Genomic DNA, 15,212 nt, shown 5'->3' on the forward strand with positions numbered 1-15,212 from the left:
ACACAATATATTGTAATACAGGAAAAGATTATCGTGATTGAACGAGAAAGTATGAGCTACGACGTTGTGATTGTCGGCGGCGGCCCTTCTGGGCTGTCTGCTGCCATTCGCCTCAAACAACTGGACCCAGATACCTCGGTTATCTTGTTGGAAAAAGGCTCCGAAATTGGCGCACATATTCTCTCGGGCGCGGTGCTTGATCCTTCCGGTTTGGACGCCCTATTGCCAACATGGCGAGACATGGACGCTCCAATCAAAACTGAAGTAAAAGAAGACAACTTCTTGATGCTGACCGAAACCGGCAAAACTAAATTGCCAAATATGGCAATGCCAGCGCTCATGAACAACCACGGTAATTACATTGTGTCCATGGGCAATGTGTGTCGTTGGTTGGCCGAACAAGCCGAAGAGTTGGGCGTTGAAATCTTCCCGGGTATGGCCTGCTCAGAGCTGGTTTACGAAAAAGATGACGCCGGTATCGATCGTGTAGTCGGCGTGGTCGCTGGCGAATTTGGCTTAAACAGCGATGGCACACCTGGGCCATCCTATGAGCCTGGTATGGAATTACGCGGTAAATACGTCTTTCTCAGCGAAGGCGTGCGTGGCTCTTTATCGAAAGAAATCATCCAAAAATACGCGCTTTCAGAAGGCCATGAGCCACAGAAGTTCGGTCTTGGTTTGAAAGAAATTTGGGAAGTAGACCCAGCAAATCATCAAGAAGGTACCATCACCCACACCATGGGCTGGCCACTTGGTAACAACGCTGGTGGCGGTTCCTTTATTTATCACGCAGAAAACAATCAGGTGTTTATCGGTTTTGTGGTGCATCTGAATTATGCCAATCCTCATTTATCGCCTTACGAAGAGTTTCAGCGATTTAAACACCACCCTGAAGTAGCTAAGTTGCTGACAGGTGGCAAACGCGTGGCTTATGGTGCTCGTGCGATTTCGGAAGGTGGTTATCAATCCATTCCAAAAGTCGTGTTCCCTGGCGGCGCTTTGTTGGGCTGCTCTGCAGGCTTGGTTAACGTGCCACGCATCAAGGGCAATCACAACGCCATGTTGTCGGGTAAAGCCGCGGCAGAAGCCGCATTCGAAGCGATTAAAGCCGGACGCGAAGGCGATGAATTGGCCGCTTATGAAACCGAGTTACGCTCTGGCCCAGTCGGGAAAGACCTAAAAATGGTGCGTAACGTCAAGCCTTTGTGGTCGAAATATGGCTTATGGCGCGGTCTACCACTAGGCGGAATCGACATGTGGTGGGCAACACTGCTTGGCAAGCCCTTGTTCGGCACCATTCGACATATCAAAACTGACGCAGAATCGCTTGAACCAGCGGATCAATTTGAACCTATCCAGTACCCTAAACCCGATGGCGTGCTGAGCTTTGACCGACTGACCAACGTGGCATTTTCGGCCACTAATCACGAAGAAAGTCAGCCGTGTCACCTAAGGCTCAAAGATACCGCCGTGCCTATTAGGGTAAATTTAGCGACCTACGCAGAACCTGCCCAGCGCTATTGCCCTGCCGGTGTGTATGAAATTGTCGAACAAAACAATGAGCCCAAGTTGCAGATTAATTTCCAAAACTGTGTGCATTGTAAAACCTGCGATATCAAAGACCCAACGCAAAACATTGACTGGAAAACACCACAAGGTGGCGATGGCCCAAATTACCCAAATATGTAAAAAGTAACGTATCACTTTGAGCCAATACTTCTTTTTAAAGGGAAGTATTGGCTTTTTTTTGCTCTGTTCTTTGGCTAGTCTTGTGTTTTTTTCAGCTAAAATTAATTGCTTAGCAAGGCTTGAATACAAGGGTCATTGTACTGTATAAATAAACAGTTACTGTATATATAACCATGTTGATATTTTCTCTTTGGAGCTTTTATGCTGACCAGCATCGCGATTACCAATTTTGCCATTGTTGAATCCCTTGAACTGGAGTTCAAAAAAGGAATGACTGTAATTTCCGGTGAAACAGGGGCAGGCAAATCCATTATGGTGGATGCTTTGTCATTGTGTTTGGGCGACAGAACCGACGCAGCGGTTGTCAGACACGGTCAGAAAAAAGCCGACATCAGCGCCAGCTTCGACATTCAAAACGACCCAAACGTGCATAAGTGGCTGGTTGAGCGCGATTTAGAGCAAGATCAACACTGTATTTTACGTCGCGTTATCAGCAAAGAAGGTCGCTCAAAAGCCTACATTAATGGTCGCCCTTGTACGCTCAGCGACTTAAAAGACGTGGGCAGCCAGCTGGTCGATATTCATGGTCAGCACGAACACCAGTCTCTCCTAAAGAAAAACGCCCAACGTCAACAGCTCGATGCTTATGGCCAATTATCCGACCTCACTAAACAAGTGAGTGCGCAGTTCCACCATTGGCGTCAACTAAAAGAAGCCCTTAACGCGCAGCAAAACCGCTCTTCAGAACAAGACGCCAAAATCCAGCTGTTAACCTATCAAGCACAAGAACTACAGCAGCTTGATTTGAAAGAAGGCGAAATCGAAGCCCTCGAAAACGAGCAGGCTTTTTTGTCTAATATTGCCGATTCCCAATACAAGGCCTACCAAGCCAGTGGTATTTTGATCGACAGTGACGAGGGCAATGTTTGCTCCCAGTTGCACCAAGCCATCAACAGCGCCAGCCAAATTCGCCCTGCGACTAAGGCGCTGGAAGACGCTCTAGAAATGATGAACGCCGCGCTTATTCAAGCGCAAGAAGCCGCAGACAGCTTACATCACTACCAAGACACCCTTGAACAAGATCCAGAGCGCCTTACGGACGTAGAACAACGCTTATCCGATATTTACGATACGGCGCGCAAGCATCGCACCTTACCAGAAGGCCTTATTCCCCTTAGAGAAAGCGTTGAAACCGAGTTAGAAGCGCTGCATGGCAGCGAAGAGAACATCGATATTCTGAAGGAAAAAGAAGAACAGGCTTACGAACAACTCACCGCCTTGGCGACCACGTTAACGGAAAAACGCATTCTGGCAAAGGACGACCTTGCACAGAAAGTGGAGGAACAGATTCACGGCTTAGGCATGCCCCATGCGCGTTTCTTTATTCAATGCCAACCTTTGAATCAAGTCACCGCTCACGGCTTTGAAGATGTGGAATACATGATTGCCTCTAACCCAGGCCAACCGGCTCAACCGCTGCGTAAAGTCGCTTCTGGTGGTGAATTATCGCGGATCAGTTTGGGCATTCAGGTCGTCACAGCGCACACTTCTATTATTCCCACCTTGGTGTTTGATGAAGTGGATGTGGGCATCAGCGGGGGTACCGCTGAAGTCGTTGGTCGCATGTTGCGCTCTGTTGGACAGCGTGGCCAGGTGTTCTGTGTAACGCATCTAGCCCAAGTCGCGGCGCAAGGTAATCAGCATCTCAGGGTCAGTAAACAGGTAACGGACGATGCGACGTCGTCTCAAGTTCAACAACTGCAAGAACAAGACCGTACACAAGAAATTGCTCGTTTGCTGGGTGGCTTAGAACTGACTGAACAAACACTGGCCCATGCTCGAGAAATGCTGGGTAACGTACATCTCCAGTAACAACCACATTGGCAGCGGTTAGCAACACAGAAAATCAAAACAAAAAAAGCGTAAACAGATGATTCTGATTACGCTTTTTTAATTTTATCTTATTGAGCTGAATTATTGCTTTGGACGCACGTAAAGAATCAAACTGTGATCTTCGATCTCATAGCCATGTTCTGCTGCAATTTCGTGTTGGCGTTTCTCAATAATCGGATCTACAAATTCAATCACCTTGCCAGATTCCAAGCAAATCATGTGATCGTGATGATCGCCTTTCGCCAACTCAAACACAGCGGTACCGGCTTCAAAGTGATGACGCTGCACCAAACCCGCTGTTTCAAACTGAGTCAACACTCGGTAAACCGTTGCTAAACCCACATCTTCGCCTTGGTCCAATAAGGTGCGATACACATCATCGGCGCTCATATGACGATCGCCTACACCTTCTAGAATTTGTAAAATTTTCACCCGCGGCAAAGTAACCTTGAGTCCTGCTTTTTTTAGCTCTTGATTTTCGCTAGTCATGAGTCATTCTCTATTCGATCTTGTTGATAATTACTTTATCATTAGCACACCAGAGTAAGGATGATACAAATGAAAAAATCAGTGTTAATACTATGCGCGGCACTTTCACTCGGCGCATGCAGTTTATTTCCACCTCCGTATAAAGTGCCTGTTACACAGGGCAACTTAGTAACGAAGGAGCAACTAGCACAGTTACAAGTCGGTATGTCTGAATCTCAGGTCACTTACCTGTTAGGTAACCCTATGCTAAAAGATACCTTTAAACCTAATGAATGGCATTATTTATACACCACTCGCTACGCAACGCCCGATACCAAACAAAGCGATGCCACCGATCTAACGCTCACTTTTGAAAGCGGCGTATTAACAGACATTCAAAACCGCTAAGCTTTCGCGGTTTTTGCTGCACGGTTGGCCCTAGCTTGTTTAGGGTCGACTTTTAATTCGCGATACAGTTCCACACGCTCACCTTCTTTGAGTATTTGCTCTTCAGGTTTGCGCACCGCTTTGCCAAAAATACCGACTTTCACGGTATCAACGTCCACCTCAGGAAAATAAACCTGAATATTAGAACGGCGAACCGCATCACGAACGGTACAATTTTCTTCCACATCTAATTCAATGATTTTTTGCTTATCAGGCAAAGCATACGCCACTTCCACTCTCATATTATTCACCGTATACGACTTTTGCACGCTTACTAAACGAATCTACCATGGTGTTTGCAATCTGGCTAAACACACCTCCAAAGGCAAACTTCAACATACCACTCAGCTCAAACTCGATGTTTAGCATAATTTTACAACTGGTCGGAGACAGTTCAGTGAACGTCCAGACACCATGCAAACTTTTAAAAGGGCCTTTTACTAGAGTCATTTCAATGCGGCTAAACTCTTCAAGATAATTCTTAGTGGTGAAGGCCTGACGCACTGGTCCTTTGCCTACTTCCAATGAGGCGACAATTTCTGTGGGCGTTTTAGACACCAGGGTCGAATTCAAACAACCAGGTAAAAACTCGGGGTAACCATCCACATCGTTAACCAAAGCAAACATCTGCTCACAGCTGTAATTTACATGAGCAAAGCGTTCTATATGACTCAAACTAGACTCCTATCCAGCCAGCAAGGGTAATCACCACCATTGCTGGAATACTGATGTATTTCAATGTGTTGTACCACCATTGAAAATGACTCGCTTGTTTCGTAATCATTTCATTCTGCAACATAGAGCCTGGGATAAACCAAGCCACAAGCACAGACAACAAAATTGCACCAACGGGCAACAATACAAAAGATGTCAATTGATCCAATAACTCAAAGAAATTCAGATCAAAGAGGATCTTACTGTCTTCATGATGAAACGACAGTAATACGGCAATGCCAACAAACCAGACTGCAATTCCCATCAACAAAGCGGCCTTCAAACGCGCCATATAAAACTTTTCGTGCAACCAAGCAACAAACAATTCCAACATTGAAATAGCCGAGGTAAGCGCTGCCACAACCAATAAAGCAAAAAACACCCCAGCGAAAAACTGCCCGCCAAGTAGATTGCCAAAAATGATTGGCAAAGAAACAAAGGTCAAACTTGGGCCAGCCTGGACATCAATGTCTAATGAAAAGACTAAAGGGAAAATCACCAAGCCGGCCAAAATAGCGACCAATAAATCGACCCCAACCACAATAGTACAAGCGCGAGCAATCGACATGCGTTTACTCATGTAAGCCCCGTAGGCAAACATGGCTCCCATACCAACACTGAGACTGAACAAGGCCATACCAACAGCGGCCAAAATCACATCGAAGCTTACGTCTTTCCAAGACCAACGAAACATAAAACTCAAGGCTTCGCTCATATTACCGATCACCATTGAATACAGCGCCATGGCCACTAGAGTAATCACCAATATGGGCAACAAAAGCCGCACCACAGCGGATAAGCCTCGGGTAACCGATTGCCCAACGGTCAACACCACAAGCCCCATAAATACGGAATGCCACATGAGCATTTCAGTACGATTGTCTAACAGCCCTTCAAACATAGCAGACGCGCTGGCTTGACTGACACCAATCAAATCACCTGACAAAGCGCGATTCAAATACGCCAGCGACCATCCAGCAATCACGCTGTAAAAAGCCAATATCAAAAAACCCGTAATACCAGCGAGCCAAGGCACGCACACCCAAGCGGGGTGAATAATACGGCGTTCACTTAAATCGTTCACCGTATCAATAGGATTAGAGCGAACCGTGCGACCCAACGCCACTTCAGCCATCAGCACAGGCAGGCCGACCAACAGCAAACACAAGCAGTACACTACTAAAAAAGCGCCGCCGCCATTTTGCCCTAGCACATAAGGAAATTTCCAAATATTTCCTAAACCCACCGCCGATCCACTGGCCGCAAAAATAAATATCCACGGACTTGACCAGATACCTTGTAAACATCGACTTTCAGGCATAAATTTAGGCTCTAAATACGCAATAGGTGTTTAAAGATAGAAAAACGCACAAATATGAACCACATATTTGCGACACCTATCAAAATGAATTAGTAACTGTGAATTTTCTTACATTCAGGCGCATACCTCAAGAAAAGCATAGGTTTTTGCCACTATCGACCGTATAATTTGTAACTATGAGTAAAGTAAAGAAAAAATCCAGCAGCACGGGCACAATCGCGCTAAATAAACGTGCAAAATACGACTACTTTGTCGATCAGAAATTCGAAGCCGGATTGGTTTTGTCTGGTTGGGAAGTGAAAAGTCTACGAGAAGGCAAAGCTCAGCTTGTCGACTCTTTCGTCATCATTCACCAAAATGAAGCATGGCTCGTCGGTGCACGAATCACGCCTTTGCTAAGTGCCTCGACGCATGTTGTCTGTGAACCCATGCGCCAACGCAAACTTCTACTGAACCGCAAGGAACTGGATAAAATCATCCAGATCACCGAGCAAAAAGGGAAGACCTGTGCGGCCATGGCCTTGTATTGGAAAGGCAATAAAATCAAATGCGAAGTCGCCTTGGTAACGGGTAAAAAAGATCATGATAAACGTGATACAGAGCGTGATCGTGATTGGTCAAGAGACAAAGAACGTCTAATGAAACATGCCTAGCCTGCCAGTAATTTTTAGAAAGGCAAACGAAGCATTTCAGCGTAATGGCTGGCGGAAAGTATTTATTTCCGTTAGTATTGCGTTACTTATTGGGGACGACATGGTTTCGACGTCGGTTACAAACCCAAAGGTGCATGTCGAGAGTGATGCGTGATCTCGTAAATCCCCCGCATCAATTTAATAGTCGCAAACGACGAAAACTACGCTTTAGCAGCCTAAACCGCTGCTAGTGTGCTGCCCTCAGGTTGCTTGTAGCCAGAGATTCTGCAGTATCATAAATTACGAGATGCTAACTGATGCCCCGCCTAGGGATAAGGTTCTAAGATTAAGTAGGCTCGCCATTAACACCCTGTCCTTCGGGCGGTTCGTGGTCAAATAATAGAAGTGACTATGCATGTAGAGCCGATGGCAGCGGACTGACGGACGGGGGTTCGATCCCCCCCGTCTCCACCAAACATCTTAAAAACCACCCAATCGGGTGGTTTTTTTTTGCCTATTCCACCGTAACACTTTTGGCTAGATTTCTCGGCTGGTCGACGTCTGTACCTTTTACCACGGCAACGTGGTAAGAGAGTAGTTGCAACGGTATAGTGTGGACAATCGGTTCTAAAATACTGTCAACTTTCGGTACTTCTGTGAAGGTGATGTTCTCTTCGTTGTTTAAGTCCGTGTCTTTGTCCGCAAATACATACAACTCACCGCCTCGGGCCGCCACTTCTTGCAAGTTCGACTTCAGTTTGTCGAGCATGTCGTTGTGTGGCACTAATGCAATGATGGGCATATCTTCATCGACCAATGCTAAGGGGCCGTGTTTTAGTTCGCCTGCTGGGTAAGCTTCGGCGTGAATGTATGAAATCTCTTTCAGTTTCAACGAGCCTTCTAACGCAATCGGGAACATGGTGCCGCGGCCTAGGAATAACGCGTTATGCTTGTTGGCAAAGCGATCGGCAACGACTTTTATGTGTGCGTCCTGAGACAAGGCGTCGCTCACATAAGCGGGTAAAGAGCGCATGGCTTGCACAAGCTCTTGCTCTTTTTCTGCCGATAACCCATTTTCCACCGCAATGGCGACACTGGTAATCAACAATGCGGTAAGCTGAGTGGTAAAAGCTTTGGTTGAAGCCACGCCAATTTCAGGGCCAGCGTTGGTCAGTAAGGTCAATGCCGATTCACGTACCAAGGTACTGGACGGCACGTTACAAATTGCCAAGGTGGTCAAATACCCCAGTTCTTTCGCCATGCGCAGTGCCGCAAGGGTGTCGGCAGTTTCACCCGACTGAGATAGGGTCAAAAACAAGGTGTTTTTCGGCACAGCGACTTTACGATAGCGGTACTCACTGGCCACTTCGACGCTGCAAGGCAACCCGGCTAAATCTTCGATCCAATATTTTGCCACCATACCCGCATGATAACTGGTACCACAGGCAACAATATGGACGTTTTCGATGTCTTTCAAAAAGCCAGATTCAGCACCAAAGCAACTGGTAAGCACCTTGGTTTCGCTGATACGGCCATCCAAACAAGCGCTGATCACTTTGGGTTGTTCGTAGATTTCTTTCATCATGTAATGACGAAATTCGCCTTTGTCGGTCGCGTCTACATTGTGGTTAAACACACTAATTGGGCGCTCTTGCACCTCGCCATTGTCGTCAAAAATAGTCACTTGGTCGCGTGTCAGTTCAACTACGTCCCCTTCTTCTAAAAAGATGAATTGATCGGTCACGTGCAACAAAGCCAGCTGATCGGAAGCTACGAAGTTTTCTTCAATGCCTACACCCACAACCAAAGGACTGCCTTTACGGGCGGCAATAAAACGATCGTTTTCGTCATTTTTCACCACACCAATGGCGAACGCACCGTGTAATTTGGTCAGTGTGTTTTGTACCGCTTTGAGCAAATCTGGCTCTGTTTTCAGAGCATCGTGAATCAGGTGAACAATCACTTCGGTGTCAGTTTCGGATTTGAACTCATAGCCCTTGGCTTTTAATTCACGGCGAAGCGGCTCGTGATTTTCGATGATGCCATTGTGAACCAAGGCCAAATCATCTCCTGAAAAATGCGGGTGAGCGTTGGCTTCCGTTGGCTTACCGTGGGTGGCCCAACGGGTGTGGGCAATGCCGATTTTGCCATCTAACGGCTCAACAGCAAACTTGTCACGTAATGCCTGCACCTTGCCAACAGCACGATGAGAAGACACTCCGTCTAAGTTATTAATAGCGACACCTGAAGAGTCATAACCACGATATTCTAAACGGCTAAGCCCTTCGAGTAAGATTTTTGCCACGTTACGACGTGCAATAGCACCGACGATTCCACACATAAGAAGTGTCCTTTATGACGATAGGCTGAGTCATTGGATGCTCAACACCATAAAAATGAAAACAGACGACAGCATGATTTGCATGGCTGTCGAGTATAAAAAGAAATTATTTTTTGGTCGGGCGCGGCCAGTTGTCTTTGTGCGTTTGACGCGCTCTGGCAAACGCCAGTTGGTTTTCACCCACCTGTTTGGTAATCGTAGACCCAGCGGCAATAGTAGCGCCTTGGCTTACGTGAACTGGGGCGACCAAGGAAGAGTTGGAGCCGACAAAGACATTGTCGTCGATCTGAGTGATGTATTTATTCACTCCATCGTAGTTGCAAGTAATGGTGCCGGCGCCAACATTGACATTTGCGCCCATTTTAGTGTCACCAATGTAACTCAAATGATTGACCTTGCTGCCTTCACCAATGATGGCTTTTTTCGTTTCCACGAAATTACCAATCTTGGCTTTTTTCGCCAATTGTGTCCCAGGGCGCAAACGCGCAAACGGCCCAATGTCGCAGGATTCAGCAACGAGGCTGTCTTCGATTAAGGAGTTATTCTTGATGACGGTGTTGTCACCTATCGTACAGTTCACAAGGTGACAGTTTGGCCCGATATGAACGTTATCGCCCAGTACAACCTTGCCTTCAAAGACGCAGTTTACGTCTATGACCACATCGCAGCCGGTTGTCAGTTCGCCGCGAACGTCCACTCGTGCTGGGTCCATTAAGGTCGCGCCGTTTTGCATTAAATGTACTGCTTGTTGGTGCTGAAGCTCGCGCTCCAACGCCGCCAGTTGCACGCGATCGTTCACGCCAGCCACTTCCGCTTCGTTTTCTGGATTGACCGTCACGATGTCGACTCCGTCTCGGGCGGCCATGGCAATCACGTCAGTTAGATAATATTCGCCTTGAGCATTGTTATTCGTTAACGATGACAACCAAGTTTGTAGATGAACATTCGGAGCAAGCAGAATACCTGTGTTGACTTCGGTGATGGCCAGTTGGCTTTCGGTCGCGTCTTTTTGCTCCACAATCGCCGTAACAGCGCCTTGCTCGTTACGCACAATTCGCCCGTACCCCGTTGGGTTATCAAGACAAATGGTCAGCAATACTAGGGTGTTGGGTGTGGATAGACTTGTCATTTTTGCCAAGGTACTGGCACGAATCAGTGGAACATCGCCATACAAGGTTAGAGTTGAGCCTTCTTTGCCAAGGAAAGGAGCAACACGACGTAACGCATCGCCGGTTCCTTGTGGATCATTTTGCCACACCACATTGGCTGAAAAATCCTGACATTCTGCCGCGACCTGCTCGCCTTGATGCCCAACCACAAGATGCAACTGTGAGTCGGGTAATGTCTTGGCCGTGGTGAGTACACGTTTTACCATGGCCACGCCGCCAATCTTGTGCAGTACCTTAGAAAAGGCGGATTTCATTCGGCTGCCTTTGCCAGCGGCAAGAATTACTATGTCCTGAGTCATGAAGCGTCCTTGTAGTAACGTCTTTAAATAATGTATGAATTAAGGACGAGTATTAGACCCCGAGCGCCAAATCGTCACAACCCAAATTGTCAAAAATAAAATGACAATTTTATCAGAATACTCTTCACGCCTGTTGATGTGACGCTAGCGATTGCATTCCGCTTGCAAGAGTTCAACCAACAGTCTGGTCGCTGGCCCTGTTCGTTCACCTTTGCCAAAAATAGCGTACATAGGAAAGTTACGCTCACTGCCAGAAGTCAGCCGCAGTTTCTGCAATTGGCGGCTTTGTAAGGCGTATTCCAAATCGGCCTTGGGCAGCCACGCAAAACCGATCCCACTGGTCACGATTTCCAAGGCAGACTGCACACTCGATACTGTCCAGCGCCGATCCGTTCCCAGCCAACCTGCGTCTATGGCGCTGTCAGACGCCGAATCTCGAATGACTATTTGCAACTCTCGACTCAAGCGTTCGTTATTGATGGGGGCTGTTTCACGGTTAAGCACATGATTGGTCGCCGCAACGGCAATCATCTCCACGTCGGCAATAGGGTCCGCTAGGTAACCTTTTGGTACGATGGCGCTCAGTACTAAATCTGGGCTGCCTTTGCGTAAGGCTTCCTCGCCTCCGCTCAATACCGCTTCTTTTAATTGCACTTGGGTGCCTTGGCTTTGCGGCTCAAACGCTTGCAAGGCTCTTAATAAAGCAGGGGTAGGAAAAGCTTGATCGACCACTAATTCCAGCTCAGGCTCCCAACCTAATCCTAGAGTGTGGGCTAGTTCTTCAAGATCGACGGCTTCTTTTATCAAATGGCGAGAGCGATGCAACAAGACTTCGCCGCGCTCAGTTAGCTTGGCTTTTCGCCCTTCAATGACTAATAAAGGATAACCAAGCTGCTCTTGAAGTTTGGCAACCGTATAACTCACCGACGACTGACTTTTGTGTAAGGCTTCAGCGGCCTGGGCAAAACCGCCTTTGTCCACAACAGACTGCAGCACTCGCCATTGCTCTAGAGTTACTCTTGGGGCTTTCACTGTGACTCTCTTGTATATATAGGTTAAAGGTGTCTAAAAGTATCGTATTTTTCGATTGATATCTGCAAATAATGCCGCTTTTCAATCGAATAAATTGGTAATACCATGACTTCACTTTTTAATAACGCCATTTAACGGCATGACGACTTAACAAGGATTTAACTTATGACAACTTTATTACGCATCGACTCAAGCGCCTCTGGCGAACACTCTAAATCTCGCCAACTCGCGGACGATTTTGTCGCGCAGTGGCAGGCCAAACACCCAGAAGGGAAATTGGTCGTGCGAGATGTCAACGCCCAGCCGCTACCACACTTTACCAGCGAGACGCTTGGGGCACTTTTCACTCCAGCTGAAGAACGCACAGCAGAGCAAGCAGCGATTGTTGCCATTGGCGATGAATTGATTGCTGAAATCGAAGCGGCAGACCTTGTTTGCCTTTCCGCCCCTGTGTACAACTTTGGCATTCCATCCACACTGAAAGCCTACTTTGACCACGTCGCACGAGCCGGACGCACTTTTCAATACACAGAAACCGGCCCTGTGGGATTACTTAACAAAGAAGCGTACCTGTTTGTCGCCAGCGGCAGCTTTTTAGCCGGCACGCCCATGGATCATCAGTTACCTTACTTGAATACCTTTTTGAACTTTGTTGGCATCGACGTAAAAGCGACCTTCACCGCCGGTGGCCAAGCCATGGGAGAAGCGGGAGAAGCCGCTTTTGAGCAAGCCAAAGTAGAGATTGCTAACGCGCTATAAGCCGTTGGCTTTTAAAGCAATTCGCTTTCGCTGAAGATCCACTTCCAACACGGTGACATTGACAATCTGACCCACGCGGACTAAATCTCGTGGGTCTTTTACAAAGCGATTGGCCAGCTGTGATATATGAATAAGCCCATCCTGATGCACGCCTAAATCCACAAAAGCACCGAACGCGGCCACATTGGTCACCACCCCTTCTAAAGTCATGCCCTCTTGAACGTCTTCGAGTTTTTGTACGCTTTGATCAAACTCTGCATAGTGAAATTCAGGGCGAGGGTCGCGACCAGGCTTGGCCAATTCCGCCAAAATATCACGATAGGTAAAATCGCCAGCAGGTGTCGTTGCCCGTAAGGTTTGCAAAGCGCTGTCGTTGTTGAGTAAATCCGTCACTTTTAACGACAACTGAGCCGCCATGGAGCGTACTAAAGAATAAGATTCAGGGTGAACACCCGATTGATCCAAGGCTTCCTTGCCCTCTCGTATCCGTAGAAAACCCGCACATTGCTCGAAGCATTTGTCACCGATGCCTTTGATTTTTAGCAATTCTGAGCGCGATTCAATACGACCGTTTTGTTGTCGATACGCCACAATATTTTGCGCCAATCGCGCCGTCAAACCCGACACGTAAGACAACAAAGACGCCGAGGCCAGATTGATATCCACACCTACTCGGTTGACGCAATCTTCCACCACATTCGCCAGACTTTTCGACAACTGCGACACCTTAACATCGTGTTGATACTGACCCACACCGATGGCTTGCGGATCGATTTTCACGAGTTCTGCTAACGGGTCTTGGAAACGCCGCGCGATCGATACCGCGCCACGAATGGTGACATCCAAATCGGGGAATTCTGCAATCGCAATCGGTGACGCCGAATACACGGATGCTCCCGCTTCGCTGACCACTGCGGCTCGACAAGACAAGTCTTTTTCACGAATCAAGTCATTGATTAAGGATTCCGTTTCGCGAGACGCCGTGCCATTACCGATTGCAATCCAAGCAATCTGATGGCGATAAATCATCTTAGACAAAACATTATTGGCTTCTTGAATTCGGTTTTGTGGTCCATGAGGGTAAATAACCCCATGATCCAACACCCTGCCCTGTTCATCAATAATCGCCAGTTTAACGCCATTACGAAAACCTGGGTCTACTCCTAATACTCGATGAGCACCGGCAGGGGCTGCCATCAATAAATCTTGCAGATTATCCGCAAAAACTTGAATCGCCCCTTCTTCGGCTCTTTCTTTTAATAGCCCTAAGAGATCACTTTCCAGTTTGGGTAACAGCTTTTTCTCCCAAGCAAGATTCAAATACCGACGCTGCACCGAGGTTACCCGAGAAGTCGCTGGTAAGTGCGCGTCAAATATTTGAGTTAAATGCGGTAAAAGTAAAGTATCAGGAAAAAGCGTATCGTTTTTTAAAGTCACTGACAGTTTGAGGATGGCTTCTTTTTTTCCTCTGAATAAAGCCAATAAACGATGAGATGGTATCTTGCTGACTTTTTCTTGGTAATCGAAATAATCTCGAAATTTTTCGCCTTGTTCTTTTTTGCCACGTAACACTCGGCTGTTTAAAACGCCGTGCTTAAGTATTTCTTCACGACCTACCTTTAACAAGTCGCTGTCGTTGGCAATATGCTCGTTCAATATCTCGGTCGCGCCTTCTAACGCCGCGTCGGCAGAAAGAGAAAGACTTTCTTGGCGGCACCACGCAGCGATTGCTGAGGCGCTGTCTGATCGCTCCCCAGACCATATCAAGGCTGCCAAAGGCGCAAGCCCTTGTTCTTTGGCTTCGTCAGCTTTTGTTTTTCGAGTCTTTTTAAACGGCGCATAAAGGTCTTCTAATTCTGTTTTAGACGTCGCGACACGTATTTTTTTAATAATAACGGCCGATATGGATTTATCGTCGGTTAATAATAAGAGAATACTCTCTCTACGCTTTTCTAACTCTACTAAATATTGCCAACGTTCTTGAAAACGGCGCAAATCTAGATCACTCATACCACCTGTGCTTTCTTTTCTGTATCGAGCAACGAAAGGTACGGTCGCTCCTTCTTCAAATAATTGGATAATATTATCTGCGTATTTCGTTAATATAGAAAACTCTTGGCTTAAATTATCAAGGATCGAATTCATTTATTACCCTATTTTTTACACTTTTATGGCAATTTAGCGGACGTATTTTATTAGCATAATCTTAAATTTTAAATTAGAATCCACACACAAATTTGAAATCGAGCAAGATTACATTACAATGCATTGACAGAAACCGAATATTTAAAAAGGTATGAATAAATATTGGGTGAAAACGAAGAGCGCAGTGTCATGTTTTCACTGATATCATCATGCTACAAGCGATGAAAATCTTTTTTTACTTTTAGTAAAGCTTCAAATTTTATTATGTTAACACAGTATACTGAACGTAAAAGAAGGATCTCT

General features: G+C 46.7%; 13 protein-coding genes and 1 other RNA gene. 6 read left to right on the top strand and 8 right to left on the bottom strand.

Features of this window, described 5'->3' with window-relative positions:
• Nucleotides 1-51: 51 nt before the first annotated feature.
• Together J9B83_RS01775 and recN are read left to right on the top strand one after the other, a co-directional pair.
• Complete coding sequence (locus tag J9B83_RS01775) at nt 52-1,689, top strand: electron transfer flavoprotein-ubiquinone oxidoreductase (RefSeq protein ID WP_211534998.1); 1,638 nt, start codon at nt 52-54, stop codon at nt 1,687-1,689.
• A 201-nt stretch (nt 1,690-1,890) separates the two neighbouring features.
• A complete protein-coding gene (gene recN / locus J9B83_RS01780) occupies nt 1,891-3,561 on the top strand; it encodes a DNA repair protein RecN (RefSeq protein WP_211534999.1) in 1,671 nt (556 codons plus the stop codon).
• Nucleotides 3,562-3,663: 102 nt separating this feature from the next.
• Here the strand turns inward: recN and fur are convergent, their stop codons facing one another.
• Nucleotides 3,664-4,071: a ferric iron uptake transcriptional regulator gene (fur, locus tag J9B83_RS01785; RefSeq protein WP_211535000.1), complete on the bottom strand. Its 408-nt coding sequence runs from the start codon at nt 4,069-4,071 to the stop codon at nt 3,664-3,666.
• Between the two features lie 69 nt (nt 4,072-4,140).
• On the opposite strand from fur, the gene J9B83_RS01790 reads away from it, so the two are divergent.
• Nucleotides 4,141-4,458 (top strand): outer membrane protein assembly factor BamE, encoded by a 318-nt coding sequence (locus J9B83_RS01790; protein WP_211535001.1) that lies wholly within the window; start codon nt 4,141-4,143, stop codon nt 4,456-4,458.
• Here J9B83_RS01790 and J9B83_RS01795 read toward each other — a convergent pair.
• Genes J9B83_RS01795 through J9B83_RS01805 form a run of 3 tightly spaced genes read right to left on the bottom strand, consistent with a single transcriptional unit; the run spans nt 4,455 to nt 6,532 of the window.
• Complete coding sequence (locus J9B83_RS01795) at nt 4,455-4,739, bottom strand: RnfH family protein (protein WP_211535002.1); 285 nt, start codon at nt 4,737-4,739, stop codon at nt 4,455-4,457. The genes J9B83_RS01790 and J9B83_RS01795 overlap by 4 nt on opposite strands.
• 1 nt (nt 4,740) lies before the next feature.
• A complete protein-coding gene (locus tag J9B83_RS01800) occupies nt 4,741-5,172 on the bottom strand; it encodes a type II toxin-antitoxin system RatA family toxin (protein WP_211535003.1) in 432 nt (143 codons plus the stop codon).
• A 1-nt stretch (nt 5,173) separates the two neighbouring features.
• Entirely contained in the window at nt 5,174-6,532 is a 1,359-nt protein-coding gene (locus J9B83_RS01805) for a sodium-dependent transporter (RefSeq protein WP_211535004.1), read from the bottom strand.
• Nucleotides 6,533-6,708: 176 nt separating this feature from the next.
• Between J9B83_RS01805 and smpB the strand changes: the two genes are divergently transcribed.
• Together smpB and ssrA are read left to right on the top strand one after the other, a co-directional pair.
• Nucleotides 6,709-7,185 carry an SsrA-binding protein SmpB gene (smpB, locus tag J9B83_RS01810; protein ID WP_211535005.1) on the top strand — a complete coding sequence of 159 codons (477 nt, stop codon included), beginning with the start codon at nt 6,709-6,711 and terminating at the stop codon, nt 7,183-7,185.
• 91 nt (nt 7,186-7,276) lie between these two features.
• Nucleotides 7,277-7,638: a transfer-messenger RNA gene (gene ssrA, locus J9B83_RS01815) on the top strand.
• A gap of 40 nt (nt 7,639-7,678) precedes the next feature.
• Here the strand turns inward: ssrA and glmS are convergent.
• The 3 genes from glmS to J9B83_RS01830 all read right to left on the bottom strand — a co-directional run bounded on the left by glmS (nt 7,679) and on the right by J9B83_RS01830 (nt 12,005).
• Entirely contained in the window at nt 7,679-9,505 is a 1,827-nt protein-coding gene (gene glmS, locus J9B83_RS01820) for a glutamine--fructose-6-phosphate transaminase (isomerizing) (RefSeq protein ID WP_211535006.1), read from the bottom strand.
• 106 nt (nt 9,506-9,611) lie between these two features.
• A complete protein-coding gene (glmU, locus tag J9B83_RS01825; RefSeq protein WP_211535007.1) occupies nt 9,612-10,973 on the bottom strand; it encodes a bifunctional UDP-N-acetylglucosamine diphosphorylase/glucosamine-1-phosphate N-acetyltransferase GlmU in 1,362 nt (453 codons plus the stop codon).
• A 144-nt stretch (nt 10,974-11,117) separates the two neighbouring features.
• The gene (locus J9B83_RS01830) at nt 11,118-12,005 is read right to left on the bottom strand and encodes a LysR family transcriptional regulator (protein WP_211535008.1); all 888 of its coding nucleotides are present in this window, start codon (nt 12,003-12,005) and stop codon (nt 11,118-11,120) included.
• A gap of 165 nt (nt 12,006-12,170) precedes the next feature.
• On the opposite strand from J9B83_RS01830, the gene J9B83_RS01835 reads away from it, so the two are divergent.
• Complete coding sequence (locus J9B83_RS01835; RefSeq protein ID WP_211535009.1) at nt 12,171-12,764, top strand: FMN-dependent NADH-azoreductase; 594 nt, start codon at nt 12,171-12,173, stop codon at nt 12,762-12,764.
• On the opposite strand, the gene J9B83_RS01840 is transcribed toward J9B83_RS01835, so the two are convergent.
• Nucleotides 12,759-14,909, bottom strand: coding sequence for a Tex family protein (locus tag J9B83_RS01840; protein ID WP_211535010.1), 2,151 nt, complete (start codon nt 14,907-14,909; stop codon nt 12,759-12,761). The two genes, J9B83_RS01835 and J9B83_RS01840, sit on opposite strands and share 6 nt — an antisense overlap.
• Nucleotides 14,910-15,212 lie beyond the last annotated feature (303 nt).

It is taken from the genome of Marinomonas vulgaris, from assembly GCF_018145875.1.
In the GTDB taxonomy this organism is placed as follows: Bacteria; Pseudomonadota; Gammaproteobacteria; order Pseudomonadales; family Marinomonadaceae; genus Marinomonas; species Marinomonas vulgaris.

Coding starts and splice junctions, on each gene's coding strand:
- glmU (WP_211535007.1), bottom strand. CDS start 10,973: ATGACTCAGGACATAGTAATTCTTGCCGCTGGCAAAGGCAGCCGAATG.
- smpB (WP_211535005.1), top strand. CDS start 6,709: ATGAGTAAAGTAAAGAAAAAATCCAGCAGCACGGGCACAATCGCGCTA.
- J9B83_RS01790 (WP_211535001.1), top strand. CDS start 4,141: ATGAAAAAATCAGTGTTAATACTATGCGCGGCACTTTCACTCGGCGCA.
- J9B83_RS01840 (WP_211535010.1), bottom strand. CDS start 14,909: ATGAATTCGATCCTTGATAATTTAAGCCAAGAGTTTTCTATATTAACG.
- J9B83_RS01795 (WP_211535002.1), bottom strand. CDS start 4,739: ATGAGAGTGGAAGTGGCGTATGCTTTGCCTGATAAGCAAAAAATCATT.
- J9B83_RS01835 (WP_211535009.1), top strand. CDS start 12,171: ATGACAACTTTATTACGCATCGACTCAAGCGCCTCTGGCGAACACTCT.
- fur (WP_211535000.1), bottom strand. CDS start 4,071: ATGACTAGCGAAAATCAAGAGCTAAAAAAAGCAGGACTCAAGGTTACT.
- J9B83_RS01775 (WP_211534998.1), top strand. CDS start 52: ATGAGCTACGACGTTGTGATTGTCGGCGGCGGCCCTTCTGGGCTGTCT.
- glmS (WP_211535006.1), bottom strand. CDS start 9,505: ATGTGTGGAATCGTCGGTGCTATTGCACGTCGTAACGTGGCAAAAATC.
- recN (WP_211534999.1), top strand. CDS start 1,891: ATGCTGACCAGCATCGCGATTACCAATTTTGCCATTGTTGAATCCCTT.
- J9B83_RS01805 (WP_211535004.1), bottom strand. CDS start 6,532: ATGCCTGAAAGTCGATGTTTACAAGGTATCTGGTCAAGTCCGTGGATA.